The 16463-nt window shown below is 65.8% G+C and carries 19 protein-coding genes; 7 read left to right on the top strand and 12 right to left on the bottom strand.

Going from position 1 to position 16463, the window contains the following annotated elements; genetic code table 11:
* Position 1: 1 nt before the first annotated feature.
* Both FBY21_RS11165 and FBY21_RS11160 read right to left on the bottom strand, forming a co-directional pair.
* The gene (locus FBY21_RS11165) at positions 2–871 is read right to left on the bottom strand and encodes an SDR family oxidoreductase (protein ID WP_142011034.1); all 870 of its coding nucleotides are present in this window, start codon (positions 869–871) and stop codon (positions 2–4) included.
* 22 nt (positions 872–893) lie between these two features.
* Positions 894–2681 carry an acyclic terpene utilization AtuA family protein gene (locus FBY21_RS11160; RefSeq protein WP_142011031.1) on the bottom strand — a complete coding sequence of 596 codons (1788 nt, stop codon included), beginning with the start codon at positions 2679–2681 and terminating at the stop codon, positions 894–896.
* A gap of 207 nt (positions 2682–2888) precedes the next feature.
* On the opposite strand from FBY21_RS11160, the gene FBY21_RS11155 reads away from it, so the two are divergent.
* Genes FBY21_RS11155 through FBY21_RS11145 form a run of 3 tightly spaced genes read left to right on the top strand, consistent with a single transcriptional unit; the run spans position 2889 to position 5240 of the window.
* Entirely contained in the window at positions 2889–3512 is a 624-nt protein-coding gene (locus FBY21_RS11155) for a TetR/AcrR family transcriptional regulator (protein WP_044405217.1), read from the top strand.
* 56 nt (positions 3513–3568) lie between these two features.
* On the top strand, positions 3569–4366 hold the full coding sequence (locus FBY21_RS11150) for a substrate-binding periplasmic protein (protein WP_142011028.1): 798 nt from the start codon (positions 3569–3571) through the stop codon (positions 4364–4366).
* A gap of 22 nt (positions 4367–4388) precedes the next feature.
* Positions 4389–5240: a substrate-binding periplasmic protein gene (locus FBY21_RS11145; protein ID WP_142011026.1), complete on the top strand. Its 852-nt coding sequence runs from the start codon at positions 4389–4391 to the stop codon at positions 5238–5240.
* Here the strand turns inward: FBY21_RS11145 and FBY21_RS11140 are convergent.
* The 3 genes from FBY21_RS11140 to FBY21_RS11130 all read right to left on the bottom strand — a co-directional run bounded on the left by FBY21_RS11140 (position 5191) and on the right by FBY21_RS11130 (position 7337).
* A complete protein-coding gene (locus FBY21_RS11140) occupies positions 5191–5949 on the bottom strand; it encodes a CPBP family intramembrane glutamic endopeptidase (RefSeq protein WP_044404886.1) in 759 nt (252 codons plus the stop codon). The genes FBY21_RS11145 and FBY21_RS11140 overlap by 50 nt on opposite strands.
* A 103-nt stretch (positions 5950–6052) precedes the next feature.
* On the bottom strand, positions 6053–6220 hold the full coding sequence (locus FBY21_RS11135; RefSeq protein ID WP_069561667.1) for a DUF2897 family protein: 168 nt from the start codon (positions 6218–6220) through the stop codon (positions 6053–6055).
* Between the two features lie 205 nt (positions 6221–6425).
* Positions 6426–7337, bottom strand: coding sequence for a LysR family transcriptional regulator (locus tag FBY21_RS11130; protein ID WP_142011023.1), 912 nt, complete (start codon positions 7335–7337; stop codon positions 6426–6428).
* A gap of 66 nt (positions 7338–7403) precedes the next feature.
* Between FBY21_RS11130 and FBY21_RS11125 the strand changes: the two genes are divergently transcribed.
* Complete coding sequence (locus tag FBY21_RS11125; protein WP_142011020.1) at positions 7404–8018, top strand: LysE family translocator; 615 nt, start codon at positions 7404–7406, stop codon at positions 8016–8018.
* A 247-nt stretch (positions 8019–8265) separates the two neighbouring features.
* Complete coding sequence (locus FBY21_RS11120; RefSeq protein WP_142011018.1) at positions 8266–8817, top strand: hypothetical protein; 552 nt, start codon at positions 8266–8268, stop codon at positions 8815–8817.
* A gap of 111 nt (positions 8818–8928) precedes the next feature.
* Here the strand turns inward: FBY21_RS11120 and FBY21_RS11115 are convergent, their stop codons facing one another.
* Both FBY21_RS11115 and FBY21_RS11110 read right to left on the bottom strand, forming a co-directional pair.
* A complete protein-coding gene (locus tag FBY21_RS11115; protein ID WP_142011015.1) occupies positions 8929–9534 on the bottom strand; it encodes a hypothetical protein in 606 nt (201 codons plus the stop codon).
* Between the two features lie 117 nt (positions 9535–9651).
* Positions 9652–10161: a Bro-N domain-containing protein gene (locus FBY21_RS11110; RefSeq protein WP_107331189.1), complete on the bottom strand. Its 510-nt coding sequence runs from the start codon at positions 10159–10161 to the stop codon at positions 9652–9654.
* A 770-nt stretch (positions 10162–10931) separates the two neighbouring features.
* Here FBY21_RS11110 and FBY21_RS11105 point away from each other — a divergent pair.
* Together FBY21_RS11105 and FBY21_RS11100 are read left to right on the top strand one after the other, a co-directional pair.
* On the top strand, positions 10932–11216 hold the full coding sequence (locus FBY21_RS11105; protein WP_142011013.1) for a hypothetical protein: 285 nt from the start codon (positions 10932–10934) through the stop codon (positions 11214–11216).
* A 29-nt stretch (positions 11217–11245) separates the two neighbouring features.
* Positions 11246–12118 (top strand): hypothetical protein, encoded by an 873-nt coding sequence (locus FBY21_RS11100; RefSeq protein ID WP_142011011.1) that lies wholly within the window; start codon positions 11246–11248, stop codon positions 12116–12118.
* A 158-nt stretch (positions 12119–12276) separates the two neighbouring features.
* On the opposite strand, the gene FBY21_RS11095 is transcribed toward FBY21_RS11100, so the two are convergent.
* The 5 genes from FBY21_RS11095 to FBY21_RS11075 form a co-directional block, all read right to left on the bottom strand.
* On the bottom strand, positions 12277–13455 hold the full coding sequence (locus tag FBY21_RS11095) for a vWA domain-containing protein (RefSeq protein WP_044409328.1): 1179 nt from the start codon (positions 13453–13455) through the stop codon (positions 12277–12279).
* A 29-nt stretch (positions 13456–13484) separates the two neighbouring features.
* Positions 13485–13880: a GFA family protein gene (locus FBY21_RS11090; RefSeq protein WP_074968701.1), complete on the bottom strand. Its 396-nt coding sequence runs from the start codon at positions 13878–13880 to the stop codon at positions 13485–13487.
* Complete coding sequence (locus tag FBY21_RS11085) at positions 13873–14307, bottom strand: hypothetical protein (RefSeq protein WP_142011008.1); 435 nt, start codon at positions 14305–14307, stop codon at positions 13873–13875. The genes FBY21_RS11090 and FBY21_RS11085 overlap by 8 nt, the downstream gene beginning before the upstream one ends.
* Positions 14308–14314: 7 nt before the next feature.
* Positions 14315–15160: an AAA family ATPase gene (locus tag FBY21_RS11080; RefSeq protein ID WP_044409321.1), complete on the bottom strand. Its 846-nt coding sequence runs from the start codon at positions 15158–15160 to the stop codon at positions 14315–14317.
* A gap of 142 nt (positions 15161–15302) precedes the next feature.
* Entirely contained in the window at positions 15303–16430 is a 1128-nt protein-coding gene (locus tag FBY21_RS11075) for a DUF748 domain-containing protein (protein WP_142011005.1), read from the bottom strand.
* Between the last annotated feature and the right edge of the window lie 33 nt (positions 16431–16463).

The following is a 16463-nucleotide window of genomic DNA, read 5'->3' as shown; positions in this document are numbered from 1 at the left end:
CTTACTCCTCGTCCTTGAACACGGCGGGCAGATAGGCCCGGTGGAATCCGTTGTAGGACTCGCTGGCGCGGGCCTTGCCCAGGGTCCAGGCGCGGGTGCCCTGGCTGGCGGCGCCGTCGATGCGGATGGTGTTGCCGCTGATGAAGTTGGCGCCGGGGGAGAGCAGGAAGACGATGGCGGCCGCCACCTCGGACTCGGTGCCGATGCGCTGCAGCGGGACGTGGTCCTTGAGGGAACGGATCATCGCTTTCATCGACTCGGGGTAGGTGTCCATGCCGCTGGAGGCGATCCAGCCCGGCGCCACGGCGTTGACCCGCACCCCGGCGTGGCCCCATTCGTAGGCGGCGGTCTTGGTGAAGTTCTCCATGCCGGCGCGGGCGGCGCCGGAGTGGCCCATGCCGGGCATGCCGCCCCACATGTCGGCGAGCATGTTGACGATGCTGCCGCCGGTCTTGCTCATGCTCTGCAGGAAGACCTCCTTGGCCACCAGGAAGCCGCCCACCAGGTTGGTGCGCACCACGGTCTCGAAGCCCTTCTGGTTGATGCCGATGAGCGGCGCGGGGAACTGGCCGCCGGCGTTGTTGACCAGGTGGTGGATGGGGCCGCGCTCGGCCACCACGGCCTTGACCATGGCCTTGACCGCTTCTTCGTCGCGGATGTCGCAGGCCTGCCAGCTGGCGCTGCCGCCGTCTTCGATGATCTCGCCGGCGGTGGCTTCGAGTTTTTCCGCCTTGCGCCCCACCAGCACCACGTGGGCGCCCAGGTGGGCCAGTTCGTGGGCCACGCAGCGGCCGATGCCGCTGCCGCCGCCGGTGACCAGGATGGTCTGGCCGGCGAACAGGCCGGGCCGGAATACGGAGTCGTAGCTCATTGTTGTTGTCGTCCTCGTCGCGCTACAGGGTCTCGGCCAGTGCGCGCGGCACCGGTACGGGGAATTCAAGCAGTTGCTGGGCGAAGGCCTTGCCCTGCGGGTCGATGCGCAGGCTGGCGACGCCGCCGCCGCCCAGGGCGTTCTCCAGCAGGAAGTTGAGGCTGTGGGTGCCGGGCAGGTACCAGCGCTGCACGCGGCCGGTCTGCGGGTCGAGCACGTGGGCCATCCAGTCCACCACGGCCTCGGGCGTCAGCGCCTCGGCGATCCACGGCAGGAACTCGGGCCGGCGCGCCATGACGCCGATGTTGCTGTGGTTGCCCTTGTCGCCGGAGCGGGCCACGGCGAGCCTGATCAGCGGCACGCTGGCGTCGGCCTCGCCGACCGGGCGTGGCGGGTGCAGGTCTTCGGCCAGGGCCGTCGGGTCGGCGCTGCCGGCTTCGGGCAGGGCCACCGGGTGGCGTTCGCCGTCCAGTTCCACCTCCAGGCTGCAAGCGCTCTTGTCCACCAGGAAGGAGAACAGGCGGATCACCGGGTACACCGTGGGGCGGCCGCCGACGATGCCGGTCAGGCCGGGGGCCATGCCGGTGGCGGCCTGGGCGATCTCGCGGGAGAAGAGGATCAGCGCCTCCTTCTTGCTGTGGCGCACGGCGAGCTTGATCACCACTTCGCGGCTGTCCTGCCGTTGGCCGTGGGGCCCGTAGGTGGCCTCGCTGCCCAGCAGTTCGATGTTCACCTCGCGGTAGGGGCCCCAGCCCCGTGCGGCGAAGATTTCCTCGGTCTTGGCGATGATGGCGCGGCTCACCCGCTCGGCCTTCTTCACCGCGTCGATGCCGGCGATCAGGCAGCTGGCGGTGCAGCGGAAGCCGTCGGGGTAGGTGGCGCTGACCTTGTAGCGCTCGGTGGGCGCCAGGCCCCGGGCGCCGGAAACGCGCACACGGTCGGTGCCGGCGGCCTCCAGGCGCACCTGGGTGAAGTCGCAGATCACGTCGGGCAGCAGGTAGGCGCGTGGGTCGCCGATCTCGTAGAGCATCTGCTCGCCGACGGTGAAGGGCGTCACCAGGCCGCCGGAACCGTCCGGCTTGGTCACGCAGAACTGGCCGTCGGCCTCCACTTCGACGATGGGGAAGCCGATGTGCTCGTAGTCGGGCACCTGTTCCCAGTCGGTGAAGTTGCCGCCGGTGCACTGGGCGCCGCATTCGATGATGTGGCCGGCGAGGGCGGCCTGGGCCAGGCGGTCGTGGTCGTCCCAGCGCCATTTGAATTCGTGGACCAGGGCGGCGCTGACCACGGCGCTGTCCACCACCCGGCCGGTGATGACGATGTCGGCACCGGCCTCCAGCGCCGCGACGATGCCGGGGGCGCCCAGGTAGGCGTTGACGGAGACGCACATGGGCGGCAGCGGGGCGTCGGTGAACATCTCGCGGACGCCGGCCTTGGCCAGCTCGCCCAGGCGCGGTTGCAGGTTGTCGCCGTGCAGTACGGCGATCTTCAGCGCCACGCCGGCTTTCTCGCAGGCCGCGGAGAGCGCGGCGGCGCAGGCCACCGGGTTGACCCCGCCGGCGTTGCTGATCACGCGGATGCGCTTGTCGGCGATCTGCGGCAGCAGCGGTGCCAGCACCTCGACGAAGTCGGTGGCATAGCCTTCGTCCGGCTTCTTCATGCGTGCCCCGGCGAGGATCGACATGGTGATCTCCGCCAGGTAGTCGAACACCAGGTAGTCCAGCTGCGCGCCGTTCACCAACTGGGCGGCGGCGGTGGAGGTGTCGCCCCAGAATGCGGAGGCGCAACCGATGCGTACGGCTCTGGTCATTGTTATGGCCCGTATCACTCGAGAAGGTGGGGCGACATTACCAAGCAAGCGCTTGGTTGAAAAGTGGAGGGTGGCAGTTTTTTGCCCAAGCGCTTGCTTGGGCGCCGGGCGGGGAATAGATTTCGCGAATCAAGACAGAGACTTGCGCTCCATTCTTAAGTTGGATGGGCAAGCGCCGTGCGAACGAGGTAGTGGCGAGCGATGAGCCTGGACAACCCAAAAGCCCAAGACGTGATGCGTGAACTGGTGGAAAGCGGGCAGATCACCGACCCGGAGAGCCCCCGCGGCAAATTGCTGCAGACCGCCGCCCACCTGTTCCGCAGCAAGGGCTACGAGCGCACCACCGTGCGCGACCTGGCCAGTGCCGTGGGCATCCAGTCGGGCAGCATCTTTCACCACTTCAAGAGCAAGGACGAGATCCTCCGCTCGGTGATGGAGGAGACCATCCTCTACAACACCGCGCTGATGAAGGCCGCCCTGGCCGAGGCCGACAGCCTGCGCGAGCGGGTGCTGGCGCTGATCCGCTGCGAGCTGCAGTCGATCATGGGCGGCACAGGCGAGGCCATGGCCGTGCTGGTGTACGAGTGGCGTTCGCTCTCGGAGGAGGGGCAGCGCTACATCCTCGAACTGCGCGATGCCTATGAGCAGTTCTGGCTGGAGGTGCTGGGCGAGGCCCGTGCCCAGGGCTATGTCCAGGGCGACCCGTTCATCCTGCGGCGCTTCCTCACCGGCGCGCTGTCCTGGACCACCACCTGGTTCCGCCCCGAGGGTCCCATGAGCCTCGATCAGCTCTGCGAAGAGGCTCTGGCGCTGGTGCTCAAGGACGGCTGAGCCGGCATGAACTAGTCTTCCCCGGGAGCCGTTCCACCTCTTTCTCCGGGGCCAAGATGTCGGGTGTCTGGTCTATCACGTCACGGTTGTTCCTGCTGTCGCTCTGCCTCCTGGCAGGGAGCGCCTGGGCCGCGCTGCCCCGCGAGATTCTCATCGGCGCCTACAACTTCCCGCCCTACATGGTGCACCCCGAGCGGGATACCGGCAGCGGCCTGACGGTGGAGCTGGTGGCGCTGTTCAACCAGGTGCAGAAACGCTTCCACTTCAGCATCGTGCCCACTTCTTCTGCGCGCCGTTACCGCGACCTGCAGACCGGCCGCTTTGATCTCATCCTCTTCGAGGACCCCCACTGGGGCTGGGAGGGGGCACGCTACACCCTCATCGACATGGGCATCGACGATGCCGAGGTCTATGTGGCCCGCGCCGAGCCCGGACGGGGCGAGGACTATTTCGACACCCTGCTCGGCAAGCGCCTGGTGCTCTATGCCGGTTATCACTACGGCTTCGCCGGCTACGACGCCGATCCGCTCATGCTGCAGAGGCGCTTCCAGGCCACGCTCACCTATTCCCACGACAGCAACCTGCTCATGGTTTTGCATGATCGTGCCGATATAGCCGTGGTCACCCGGTCCTACCTCGAGCAGATGCTCCAGCGGGACCCCGAACTGCGCGGCAAACTGCTTGTTTCCCGTCGGTTCGATCAGGAATACCATCTGAACGCCATGCTCAGGCCCAACGCCCCCATCGAGCCCCAGGACTTCGAAGGGCTGTTGCAACGGTTGCAGGCGGATGAGTCTTACCAACGGCTGCTGGAGCGATACCAACTGCCGTTCAAGAAGAACGACCGAGATTAAGAACGGCGCATACGGGGAAAACATGGCTTTTGCACACGTTCGGCGGAAGGTTGGCCGACAACGGATTGGGGGACGCAAGGGACTGCTGGCCGCTCTGGCCCTGTTCGCTTCGCTGGAGCCGGCGCTCGCCGCCGAGGTGGTCAAGGTGGGCGGCGCCCACTTCCCGCCCTATGTGATCAAGCCGGAATCGGAAGCGGCCACCGGCCTGCTGCCCGAACTGCTGGAGGCCCTCAACCAGGCCCAGGCGGACTACCGTTTCGTCATGCTGCCCACGGCCATCCCGCGGCGCTTCCGCGACTTCCAGAGCGGGCGCATCGACATGGCCGTGTTCGAGAACCCCGGCTGGGGCTGGCAGGACATCGAGGCGGCGCGTATCGACATGGGCCTGGAGGACGCCGAAGTCTTCGTCGCCCACAAGCGCGACAGCCGTGGCCAGGACTACTTCCGCAGCCTGGATGGCAAGCGCCTGGCCCTCTACAGCGGCTACCACTACGGTTTCGCCGGGTTCGATGCCGACCCGGAATACCTCATGCGCGAATTCAACGCGATGCTGACCTACTCCCACGACAGCAACCTGCTGATGGTGCTGCGTGACCGCGCCGACATTGCCCTGGTGACGCGCTCGTACCTGGGCATGTACCTGGAGCGCAACCCGGACGTGGCGGGGCAGTTCCTCGTCTCCGACCGGGTCGACCAGTACTACCGCCACTACGCCCTGTTGCGGCCGGGGGCGCCCATCACCCCCGAGCGCTTCGCGCGCCTGCTGGAGACGCTGCGGGCCGATGGCAGCCTGGAGCGCATCTTCGGCCGCTACCGCATCCGCGTCAGCCCAGCTTCAGTGGATAACTCAGCAGCAGGACGTGGCAGAGATTGACCCCCAGGTGCAGGGCCACCGCCGGCCCCAGCCGACCCGAGAAGTGGAACGCCAGGCCGTAGCCCAGGCCAGCCACCGTCGCCACCACGGCGAACAGCGTGCTGAAGGGCAGGTGCACCGCACCGAACAGCAGCGTCGCCAGCAGCAGCCCCGCCCAGGGGCCCAGGCGCGCCGCCAGGGAGCGCTGCAGCAGCGCGCGGAACACCAGCTCCTCCGCCAGCACCGTCACCAGCAGGTTCACCGCCAGCCATAGCGCCAGGTGTTCCGGCCACTTCGGCACCCAGCCCACCAGCCCCAGGGCCAGCGCCAGCACCGGCACGGCCACCAGCGTCGCCAGCATCACCGCCAGGGTCGCGCTGCGGCGCGCCGTCGGCACCGGGTCCGGGCGGCCCAGCCACCAGGCCAGCAGGCTCATGCCCACCAGCGCCTTGTCCCAATTCACCCGCAGGGCGTAGGGCGGCGCGTCCGGGCTCCAGGGTGTCGGCTCGGTCAGGGAGAGGTAGGCGAAGCCCGGCACCAGGTGCGCGGCCAGGGCCACGCTGGCCAGCAGCGTCACCGGCAGCCACAGCCAGTTGGGCAGGCGTTTTGCCGCCAGCACCCAGCCGGCATAGGCCACGCCAAGTGCCAGGCCGAGCGGGCTGATGTGGCCGGTGGCATGGCCCAGGGCCAGGGTGAGCAGGGGAAGCAGGATTTGTAGATGGATAGGCATGGCACCTCCTGAGGAATCAGGTGGCGCACTTTAAGGCCATCTCGCCATCCGGTGTTGGCGGATGTGCGGGAAACCGGCCCGTGGCCGGCTTCCGTGCCGGCTCTCAGCGGTCTTCCGCGTCCTTGGCGTCGGCTTCCGCGTTGCGCTGGCGGATGCGCGCCAGTTGCTCCTCGGTCAGCGGAACCTTCTTCGCGGTGTCACGCAGCATCATCAGGCCGCCGACGATGGAGCCAAGGGCCAGCGCCAGGATCAGCCAGGCATACCAGGGCATGTCGATCTCCTTTGTGGATGGGGCATGTGGGGTTGGATGCTACGGCGTCATACGAAAAGTGTCTGCGCTCGGTGATGCTGCGTTGAAAACGCCCTCAGAATGCTCATTTACAGCACGTAAACTGCGCTTCTTCGGACGTTTTCGTTCGCTCGACGACTTTTCGTATAGAGCCTACGGCGCGCGTGCCGTTCCGTCATTCGTTGCATCAGGCCTGCTCCCGCAGCCACGCCAGCAGCGCGGCCGGCAGGCTGCCGGGCGGTGGCGGGGCCTCGCTCAGCAGGCAGTAGCGCGAGCCATCGGCCACGAACCCCAGCGGCGCCACCAGCGCGCCGCTCGCCAGGTCGTCGCGCACCAGGTGCCACGGGCCGATGGCCACCCCCAGCCCGGCCACCGCCGCCTGCAGGCTGAAGTAGAAGTGCTCGAACACCTGCCCGCCCGGCAGGCCCGGAGCGCGACCGGCCGCCGCGCTCCAGTCCGCCCAGGCTGCTGGCCGGGTGCGGGTGTGCAGCCGGGGCGCATCCGGGCACAGGTCGTCGGCCTCGAACCACTGGGTGGCCCGCTCCGGCCGGCACACCGGCCCCACCTGCTCCTCGAACAATGGCTCCACGTGCCAGTGCGGCGGGTGCGGGAAATCCTCGCGGCGGATCGCCAGGTCGATGCCGGCCTGGAAGGAGAAGGCCCCGCCGCCGGCCACCAGGTGGATCACCCAGTCCGGGTGGCGCGCCTGGAAGTCCGGCCAGCGCGGGATCAGCCAGCGCATCAGCAGCGTCGGCTCGCACGACACCACCCATTGCCGCTCCCGGCGTGCCTTGGCTCGCAAGCCCTGGGCAGCCTGTTGCATCAGCGCCAGCCCGTCGTGCACCGCGCGGGCCAGGGTGCGGCCGTCCTCGGTGAGGAAGACACGGCGGTTGCGCCGTTCGAACAGCGCTACGCCGAGGTCGTCTTCCAGCAGCCGCACTGCCCGGCTCACCGCGCCATGGGTCAGGTGCAGCGCCTCCGCCGCGCGGGTGAAGTTCTCCAGGCGGGCTGCGGCCTCGAAGCAGCGCAGCGCCATCAGCGAGGGCAGGCGGGTATCGCCGGATGGTGAGCCAGGCTCACCGGAATGGTCAGAAAGCATCGTTGGTCAGGCCCCTGGCTGGCTTCCTATGATCGGCACCTCTATCGAACTGCCAGAGGATACGCCATGGCTGAACTGTTAGCCGTCATCACCATCACCCTGCTCGCGGTGATCAGCCCCGGGCCGGACTTCGCCCTCGTCTCACGCAACAGCCTGCTGCGCTCCCGCCGTGCCGGCGGCCTGACGGCGCTGGGCATCGGGCTGGGTGTGCTGGTGCATGTCAGCTACACCCTGGTGGGTGTCGGCGTGCTCATCCAGCAGTCGCTCTGGCTGTTCGATGCCATCCGCCTGGCCGGGGCTGCCTACCTGATCCTGCTGGGGGTGAAGATGCTGCGCAGCCAGCCCGCCGGCACCCAGGTCGAGGCGCCCGAAGCACCGCTGAGCGACGCAGCGGCCCTGCACATGGGCTTCTTCACCAACGTGCTCAATCCCAAGACCACGGTCTTCATCGTCAGCCTGTTCCTGCAGGTGGTGCGCCCGGACACGCCCCTGGCGGTGCAGGTGGGCTATGGCGCCTTCATCGCCAGCGCCCACGTCGCCTGGTTCGGCCTGGTGGCGCTGTGCTTCTCCTCCGGCGCCGTGCGCCAGCGCTTGCTGGCGGCGCGGCACTGGGTGGACCGCAGCTTCGGCGCGTTGCTGGTGGGCTTCGGTTGCTGGCTGGCGCTTTTTCGTAGGGGGTAAAGGTCGCCGCCAGTCCACAGCCAGCCACGGGGCTTTGCCACCTGGCGAACTCTTTTCAGTGGTGTGCGCCTGAGCGAGTGGTTTCTTCCTGAGGCGCTTTCATCAGGTTTGGACGATACGGTTGCGGCTGCTTGACCTTGTACAGCGCTTGCCAGAGACGCCTCGCCGCAAAAGTGCTCCTGTGCTGTCTTGCCTGCCCGGTGAGGGCTGGGATAGGTTGCGAGCCTGTCCACAACGGGGCAACGCCATGCGCAAACCTTCAAGACACATGCACGACATGCCACACGCACCGGCACGGTTACCGCTCGGCTTGGTTCTGTTGCTGCTGTGCCTGCTTGTTGGCCTGGTCTGGAGCATCGTGCAGCAGCCTGCGCTGCTGTGGGTTGTGGTCGGCACGGCTGTGCTGGTGAAGTACTTGAGCTGGCGAGAGCAGCGACGTTTAGCGAGGCTGGCTGCGCAGCGCCAGGGGCAGTCCATATGCCAGTTCGCTCGCGCCTTCCCTCGGTGGCAGGTGGACACCTGGGTGATCCGCGCCGTGTACGAGTCTCTGCACGGTTATCTCGGTGGACGCTTGCCGATCCGTGCCGATGATCGCTTCGAGGAGGATCTGAACCTGGACGACGAGGATCTGGAGTTCGAGCTGCTGGAGGATATGGCCCGACTAAGTGGCCGGTCTCTGGCGGGCGTTGAGAACAACCCCTTCTACGGCAAGGTTCTGCACGTGCGTGACCTGGTGCTGCTGCTTGATCATCAACCGCGCAGCTTTCCCCCTGAGTGCCTCACTAGGCGTGCAGCCTGACGACAGGCCCAGGTAAGCCCTCGCTGGTTCAGCGCGCAGGGCAGGCCACTTCTTGTCGTGCGGAGCGCCTGGGCCGCGCGCATCCTGGCACAGCTTGCGCTGTTCCCTGGGTCAGCCGAAGGCTTCCAGCCCCTCGCGCACCTCGTCCAGCGCCTGGCCGAGCAGGGCCTCCAGCGAGTGGCCGGGCAGGCCCGACTCCAGCAGCCCGAGCAGGCCACGCCGGGCTTCGGCGAAACGGTCCTGGTGGTAGTGCAGGCGGCCGAACCCGCCGGCCCGGTCGAAGAACAGGAAGTGCGCGCCTTCCAGCATGTCGTCGCCCATGAACCAGCCAAAGCCGATGAAACGCTGGTCCAGCGCTTGCAGCTGGGCCGCATCGAAGTGCGTGCCCGCGTCCAGCTCCGGACGGTCGCCACCCCAGAAGGCCCGCATCAGCGACACCAGCCCGGCGCCACTGCCCTGGTCTTCCAGCCAGTCCACCAGCTCGCCCGGGGCGGGCAGCCAGAAGCAGTGGTTGTCGTCCTGGGTGTTGTTCTTCAGGCTGCCGAAGTGGCGGTAGAAGGCCACCAGCTCCGCCGGCATCGGCATCCCGGCCAGGGCCTGGAAGCGCTCGATATCCGCCGCCGGCGCGGGGCCGTCGCAGGCCAGCTCATCGTCTTCGCCGTGCAGTTCCTGGAAGGTCTGGTTGTACGCGTCGATGCCGTTTTGCAGGGTGTCCATGCTCGAATCCGCTCGGTGGGGGCAAAGGCAGCACCCTAGCCGAACGGCCACCGGTGCATACCGCACACGCGCACAGTTTCGACAACCGGGAGCGTGGCGCACCCGCTCCCGGTTCGGCTACCAATCGCCGAAGGGCATGTGCTTCCAGCTCGGTTCGTTGCCCAGTGCCGGCTCCTCGCGGCTGCAGAGGAACACCGGCAGGTCGCGCCGGGCGATCCAGATGTCCCCTTGCCACTTCACCACGCCGATCCGCTGGTTGGCCCAGCTCATGTACGCCCGGCGGGGCGCCGCGTTGGCGTCACGGTAGTGGTCATGCAGCGTCGGCACCACCTCCTCGCTGAGCCAGCGGCTCAGGCAGCGGTGCTCCGGGTGCTGGTAGCGGTACAGCAGGCGGTAGGCGCCGGCCTCGCTGAGGGCGATGACTTCCTCGCTGCCACCGCTGGCGTGCCGCAAGCGGACGGCGCGGCGCTGGTGCGGGTCCACCAGGCGGGGCAGGCGGCCGGGCTTCAGCGCGCCGATCATCCGTGCGAAGTCCATGGCCACGAACCAGGGCTGGTTGTCGACCATGGCGGCACGGAGCTGGTGGTTGTGGCGTTGGAAAACGATGGGGGTGTATGCGTCGTGCATGGGGGAACTCCTGATGAGGTTGAGGAGCCACCACCCGTCGCTGTCATTCGAAGGGTGGCAGACCACGCGGGGTTGACAGACCGGCATCAGGACCCGGCAGGCCAGAAGGCCTCCCCGCGCGATCTGCCATAAAGCAGCGCAGCCTGTAAAAGCTGCATGCGTGCAAGCACCTGCAAGAAACATTCGCTGTTTCTCGCATGCACTGGCAGCGCATTCGCGCCTGATGTAGCGGGCTGTCAAACCCGGCCGCGGGATTGACCGCGACGCCGGGAGGATAGGGAGGTGGGGGAGGGAGGGCAAGGGGCATGGCCAACGCCCTGGGCTGGGGATGTCGTGCGACGGGCTGGTGGCGGATCGCATGGGGTTGGCGAGCCGGCTAGTAGGGGCCGGCAGACCCGAAGGTCTCCCCATGCGATCCGCCGTGACGAGATGGCTGTATCGCCGGACGTTGATGGGAGCAGGAGGGCAGACCGCGCGAGATTGACAGACCGGTACAGGTAGCCGGCAGGCCGCTAGGCCTCCTCGCGCGGTCTGCCGACACGGAGTCTGCCTCGTAGTCGGCAGTGGTGCGTGTATTGAGTGGCCTGGCGAGTGGTGGGACCTGTCGTATTCGGTCTGGTGGCGATTACTCAGGCCCAGTAATGCGTTCTGACGATCCGCAGTGGTGCTGTATAGAATCGCCCGCCGCGTTATGCCTGAAACGGTACGACGCTCCGTTATCCGATACGTCAGCCTTTGATTGGCTGATCCAGTACAAGCAAGGAGTCGCTATGTCATCCCATTTCAAGCAAGTTTCCATGATCGTTTTTCTGGTAGGACTTTCGTTGTCGGCAGATGCCGCCGAGAGAGCCTCGGGGGGCTCGCCATGGGTCAGTTTGTTTTTCACATTCGGCCCCCTGATGCTCATGTTGGTTTGTATGCCGCTGGTTCTGCGGATCGCCATGCAGCGAACGCGTAACCTGGCTCAGCGAACTGCCGAGGCCAATGAGCGCATTGCCAAGAGCCTCGAAGAACTTGTGGAGCTGATGCGGAAAAATGGAAAGGCTGATCACTGATAACGACTCTTTTTAAGCAAGGAGGCTGCATGTCTAGCAACGACTTCACTATCACGTGTCTGGCTGATGAACAGGAGTCTTTGGTTCCTCTTCACCACGTATTTCGTCATGCGTGCGAAACCGAAGAGTGGCCGAGTGATCTACAGCATCTGGCTGACGATTGGTCTCCCGCATGGGTTAACGATGTCCAGTGGAGAGGAAACTCGCTGCATCTGCTCATTCAGGGTTCCTCGGGAAGCATGTTCGAGTCTTGGCATGCCGCTGCATTGCACGCCAGGGGAGCGAAGTATGTACGGGTTCGCATTTATCACGGACAAACAGACGATGTGAGCGAGCTTTTCTACCGTGCCGGGGAACCCATTTCCAGAAGGCAATTTCCCGCAGTTCAAATGTCTGAACGCGAGGAAATTCAAAGCCTGGTTCTTGATGGTGAAGATGTACGTTTGGCTACGCGTATCAAGGCAGGCGCCAGTCTGGATATAGAGGTCGATGGCCAGCCGCTGATTCTGAAACTTCTGGAATACGGACTGGAGAAGTCGATCAAGGCCGCATTGGCACGGGGGATTGATCTATCCCCATGCTTGGTTGACTTATGCGAGTTCGCGCGACTGATTGTTATCTATGGTGGTAAGCAGCGAGCCTCAATCTTGCGTTCTTTGCTGGACTTGACGCCCACGGGTGCGGCTTTGCTTTGGCAGGACGAAGACTTCATGGCGCGTGCTGCCGGCTATCTGGAACTGCTGGAGTTGCTGATCGAGCACGGTGCTGATGTGAACGCATCGATATCTGAGCAAGGTTCACTACTGTTCGACAGCGACCGGTATTTCGACAGTCAGCCACGAATATTGGCGTTCCTGCGGAAACATAACGCACAGTCCATACCGCCGGCGGCGGATCAATAGAAGCTCCGTCTGCAGTGAGTACGACCTTTGGAACACGCTCTTTTGCTATTTCTGGTTTCGCCATACAAGGCGAAACAGGTGACATCAGTAGCGGTCTGTCAGGCCTCTGAAAGCACGAGAGCAGCCAAAGAAAAGGGCCCTTCCGGGCCCTTTCTTTTTCACTTGGAGAGAAACCGCATCCCTTCCTCCAGCCCCTGCAGGGTGAGGGGGAACATCTGGTCGTTGATCAGCTCCCGCACCAGCCCGGTGGAGGCGGTGTAGTTCCAGGTGTCCTTGGGGTAGGGGTTGATCCAGATGAGCTTCTTGTACTTCTCCATGAAGCGCTTCATCCACACGTAGCCCGGCTCTTCGTTCCAGTGCTCGACGCTGCCGCCGGCCTGGGTGATCTCGTAGGGGGCCATGGCGGCGTCGCCGACGAACACCACCTTGTAGTCGGCGCCGTACTTGTGCAGCAGGTCCTGGGTGGAGGTGCGTTCGGAGGTGCGGCGCAGGTTGTTCTTCCACACTGATTCGTAGACGAAGTTGTGGAAGTAGAAGTACTCCAGGTGCTTGAACTCGGTCTTGCAGGCGGAGAACAGCTCTTCGCAGACCTTCACGTGGGCGTCCATGGAGCCGCCGATGTCCAGCAGCAGCAGGAGCTTCACGGTGTTGCGCCGTTCGGGGCGCATCTGGATGTTGAGCAGGCCGGCATCGCGGGCGGTGTGGTCGATGGTGCCGTCCAGGTCCAGCTCTTCCGCTGCGCCTTCACGGGCGAACTTGCGCAGGCGGCGCAGGGCGACCTTGATGTTGCGGGTGCCCAGTTCCACCTGGTCGTCGAGGTTCTTGTACTCGCGCTGGTCCCAGACCTTGGCGGCCTTGCCCTGGCGCTTGCCGGCGTCGCCGACGCGGATGCCCTCGGGGTTGAAGCCGCCGGAGCCGAAGGGGCTGGTGCCGCCGGTGCCGATCCACTTGTTGCCGCCGGCGTGGCGTTCCTTCTGTTCTTCCAGGCGTTTCTTGAACTCTTCGATGAGCTTGTCCAGCCCGCCGAGGGACTGGATCTGCGCGCGCTCTTCGTCGGTGAGCAGGCGCTCGAACTCCTTGCGCAGCCACTCTTCGGGGATCAGCGCCTCGATGTGCTCGTTGAGGTTCTCCAGGCCCTTGAAGTAGGCGGAGAAGGCGCGGTCGAACTTGTCGAAGTGGCGTTCGTCCTTCACCAGCACGGTGCGGGCGAGGTAGTAGAACTCGTCCATGTCGGCGAAGACGACGTTGTGCTTGAGCGCGTTGATCAGGTCCAGCAGTTCGCGGACCGAGACCGGCACCTTGGCGGCGCGCATTTCGTTGAACAGGTTGAGCAGCATGGCTGCACCCTCTTGCTAGCGGTGGGGCCTCAGGAACGGGATTCCTGGGGCAGGCCGTCGGCGATGGCGTACCAGTCGGCCTTGGATTCTGTGTAGATGTGCTTCTGCGGGACGTCACCCAGGGGCGAGTCCAGGGTGCCCAGGGCCACCGAGACCCACTTGGGGTGCGGGTGGTCGGCGAACCATTGCAGGTTGCTGCCGCACTGGCGGCAGAAGGTCCGGGTCACGTGGGGGGAGGAGTGGAACGCGGCCACCTGGTCCTGCCCTGCGGTGAAACGGAAGTGCTCGCGCCGCACGTTGCCGTAGCTGGCGAAGGCTGCGCCATGGCCCTTGCGGCACTGGCCGCAATGGCAATGGGTGGCGGATTCGATGGGCGCGTCGATCTGGTACTTCACCGCGCCGCACAGGCAGCTGCCGTTATGCATCGTCGCTGGCCTCTCCGTTGAGCTGACGTTGGATTTCCAGGGCCCAGGCACCGTCGCTGACACCCGTCCCGCGGTGTTGACGGGAGGTCGAGGTCTGCTCGGTCACGTCATGCCAATGGTTGCGGCCTTCGGCATCCAGCTCGGAGCAGTCCTCGTTGGTATCGAGGTCGAATTCGATGAACCGGCAGTCCTGTGTCAGCAGCAGGCCGCTGACCCCATGGCCACCGTATTGCTCGATATGCAGGTCGACCACGATGGTGCGGCTCCAGTCGATCCCCTGTGCCTGCGGGTGCTGCAACAGCACGCGGGGCACTTTGTCTGGCTGGTTGCGGTAGTACTCGGCGGTCAGTTGCAGCCCCTCACGCCGGAGCAGGGCCTGCTCCTGAACGTTCTTCTGGCGCTTGCGCCTGATCCGCTCCAGGTCCATCGCAGCCTCAGCGGCTGGCGCGGCGCGCCATGAAGGCCAGGCGTTCGAGCAGCATCACGTCCTGCTCGTTCTTCACCAGGGCGCCGGCCAGCGGCGGGATGGCCTTGGACGGGTCGCGCTCGCGCAATACGGCCTCGCCGATGTTGTCGGCCATCAGCAGCTTCAGCCAGTCCACCAGTTCGCTGGTGGAGGGCTTCTTCTTCAGGCCCGGGACCTTGCGCACGTCGAAGAACACGTCCAGCGCCTCGGCCACCAGCTCGCCGCTGATGTTGGGGTAGTGGACGTCGACGATCTTCTTCAGCGTCTCGCGGTCGGGGAAGGCGATGTAGTGGAAGAAGCAGCGGCGCAGGAAGGCGTCCGGCAGTTCCTTCTCGTTGTTGGAGGTAATGATGATGATCGGGCGCTGCTTGGCCTTGATGGTCTCGTTCGTCTCGTAGACGTAGAACTCCATCTTGTCGAGTTCCTGCAGCAGGTCGTTGGGGAACTCGATGTCGGCCTTGTCGATCTCGTCGATCAGCAGGATCACGCGCTCGTCGGCCTCGAAGGCCTCCCAGAGCTTGCCTTTCTTGATGTAGTTGCGGACGTCGTGGACCTTGTCGGAGTTGAGCTGGGAGTCGCGCAGGCGGCTCACGGCGTCGTACTCGTAAAGGCCCTGGTGGGCCTTGGTGGTGGACTTGATGTGCCAGGTGATCAGCTTGGCGCCGAAGGCTTCTGCCAGCTGCTCGGCGAGCATGGTCTTGCCGGTGCCCGGTTCGCCCTTGACCAGCAGCGGGCGTTGCAGGGTGATCGCGGCGTTGACGGCGAGCTTGAGGTCGTCGGTGGCGACGTAGGACTGGGTGCCTTCGAACTTCATCAGGTAATCCTCGAACGGTAACGACCGGCAGTGCCGGGCGCGCGGTATCAGGTGGAGGCGCCGACTATAGCGTGAGCCCCGGCGCACTGTGAACGCAGACGGGGCATTCAGTCACTGAATGGGCGGTCACGGCCCTTGCAGCCTAGTCCGTCCTGGCGGCGGCGGGGCCCTGTCCTCCGGTGGGTCGTGCGGCGTCATCGCGCTCGGGCGGGGCACGTTCGAAGCGCGGGGTGAAGGCTTCGACGAAGGCGTTGCGCAGGATGGCGATGAACGCCTGGAAGGCGCTGACGTCCTGCTGGTGCACGTTGCCGCTGAGTTCCACGCGGGTGGCGAACTGGTCGCGGCGCTGGTTCTTCAGCAAGGTCTCGCCGCCGCCGACGAGGGCCTCCCAGAGGGCGCGGAGCACGCCCTTGTCTTCGTTCTCCACGTCCTGGCGCCAGTCGAACACGTCCACATCGTGCAGCAGTGGCTTGATGTAGCCGCTGAGCCGGGCGTTGTCGGCGCGCGCTTCGATCACCAGGTCGCCCTGGCCCCGGCGGAAGTCGAAGCGGCCGTAGGCGCGGGCCAGGTCGTTGAGCCGGGGCAGGTCGATGTCGCGGGCGCGCAGGCGCAGCTGGAAGTCCTCGAAGTTCTTGAACGGGTCGAAGGTGGCCTCCACCTCCAGGGGTGCATGGCCGAGCAACTGAGCGCGGCCCTCGAAGCGGGCCACGCGCTCGCCCTGGCTGTCGGCGACGTTGGTGAGATTGTAGAGGCTGGCGTTCACCTGGCTGGCGTCCAGGTCCACCCTGGGGGTGGAGGTGAAGTTGTGGAAGGCGATGCGGCCGTCCAGCACGCGCAGTTCGTTGAGGGTGATGGGCAGCAGTTTGTTGAGCTGGTCGCGCCAGTCGGTGCCGGCACCGGTCTGGGACTGGCGCTTGTCGGCGCCGCCGTCGACGAAGTTCAGTTCGGGGCCCTCGAACACCACCCGCGCGACCACGGCGCGGTCCTGCCAGAGCGCCTGCCAGCTCACCGCCAGGTCGATGCCCGGCGCGTCCAGCAGCGGTACCGGCACGCTGCCGTCGGCCTTGACGATGGACAGGCCGTTGATGCGGTACGCGCCGCGCCACCAGGCCAGGTCGATGTCGTCGATGTGGCCGCGGTACTCGCCCATGTCGGCGAGCTTGCCGTTGAGGTAGTCACGGATCAGCCAGGGCAGCGTCAGCTGGGCCACCAGCAGGAGCAGCAGGAGGGTGAGCAGGGCCTTGAGCGGCCAGCCATAGCGTCGCTTCATGGGGTGCTTCCGGCGTTTGGCACATGTCCGATG

The sequence above is a fragment of the Pseudomonas sp. SLBN-26 genome, from assembly GCF_006715895.1.
Taxonomy (GTDB): domain Bacteria; phylum Pseudomonadota; class Gammaproteobacteria; order Pseudomonadales; family Pseudomonadaceae; genus Metapseudomonas; species Metapseudomonas otitidis.
The sequence above is the reverse complement of the archived record's forward strand: the minus strand, read 5'-3'. Positions and strand labels throughout refer to the sequence as shown.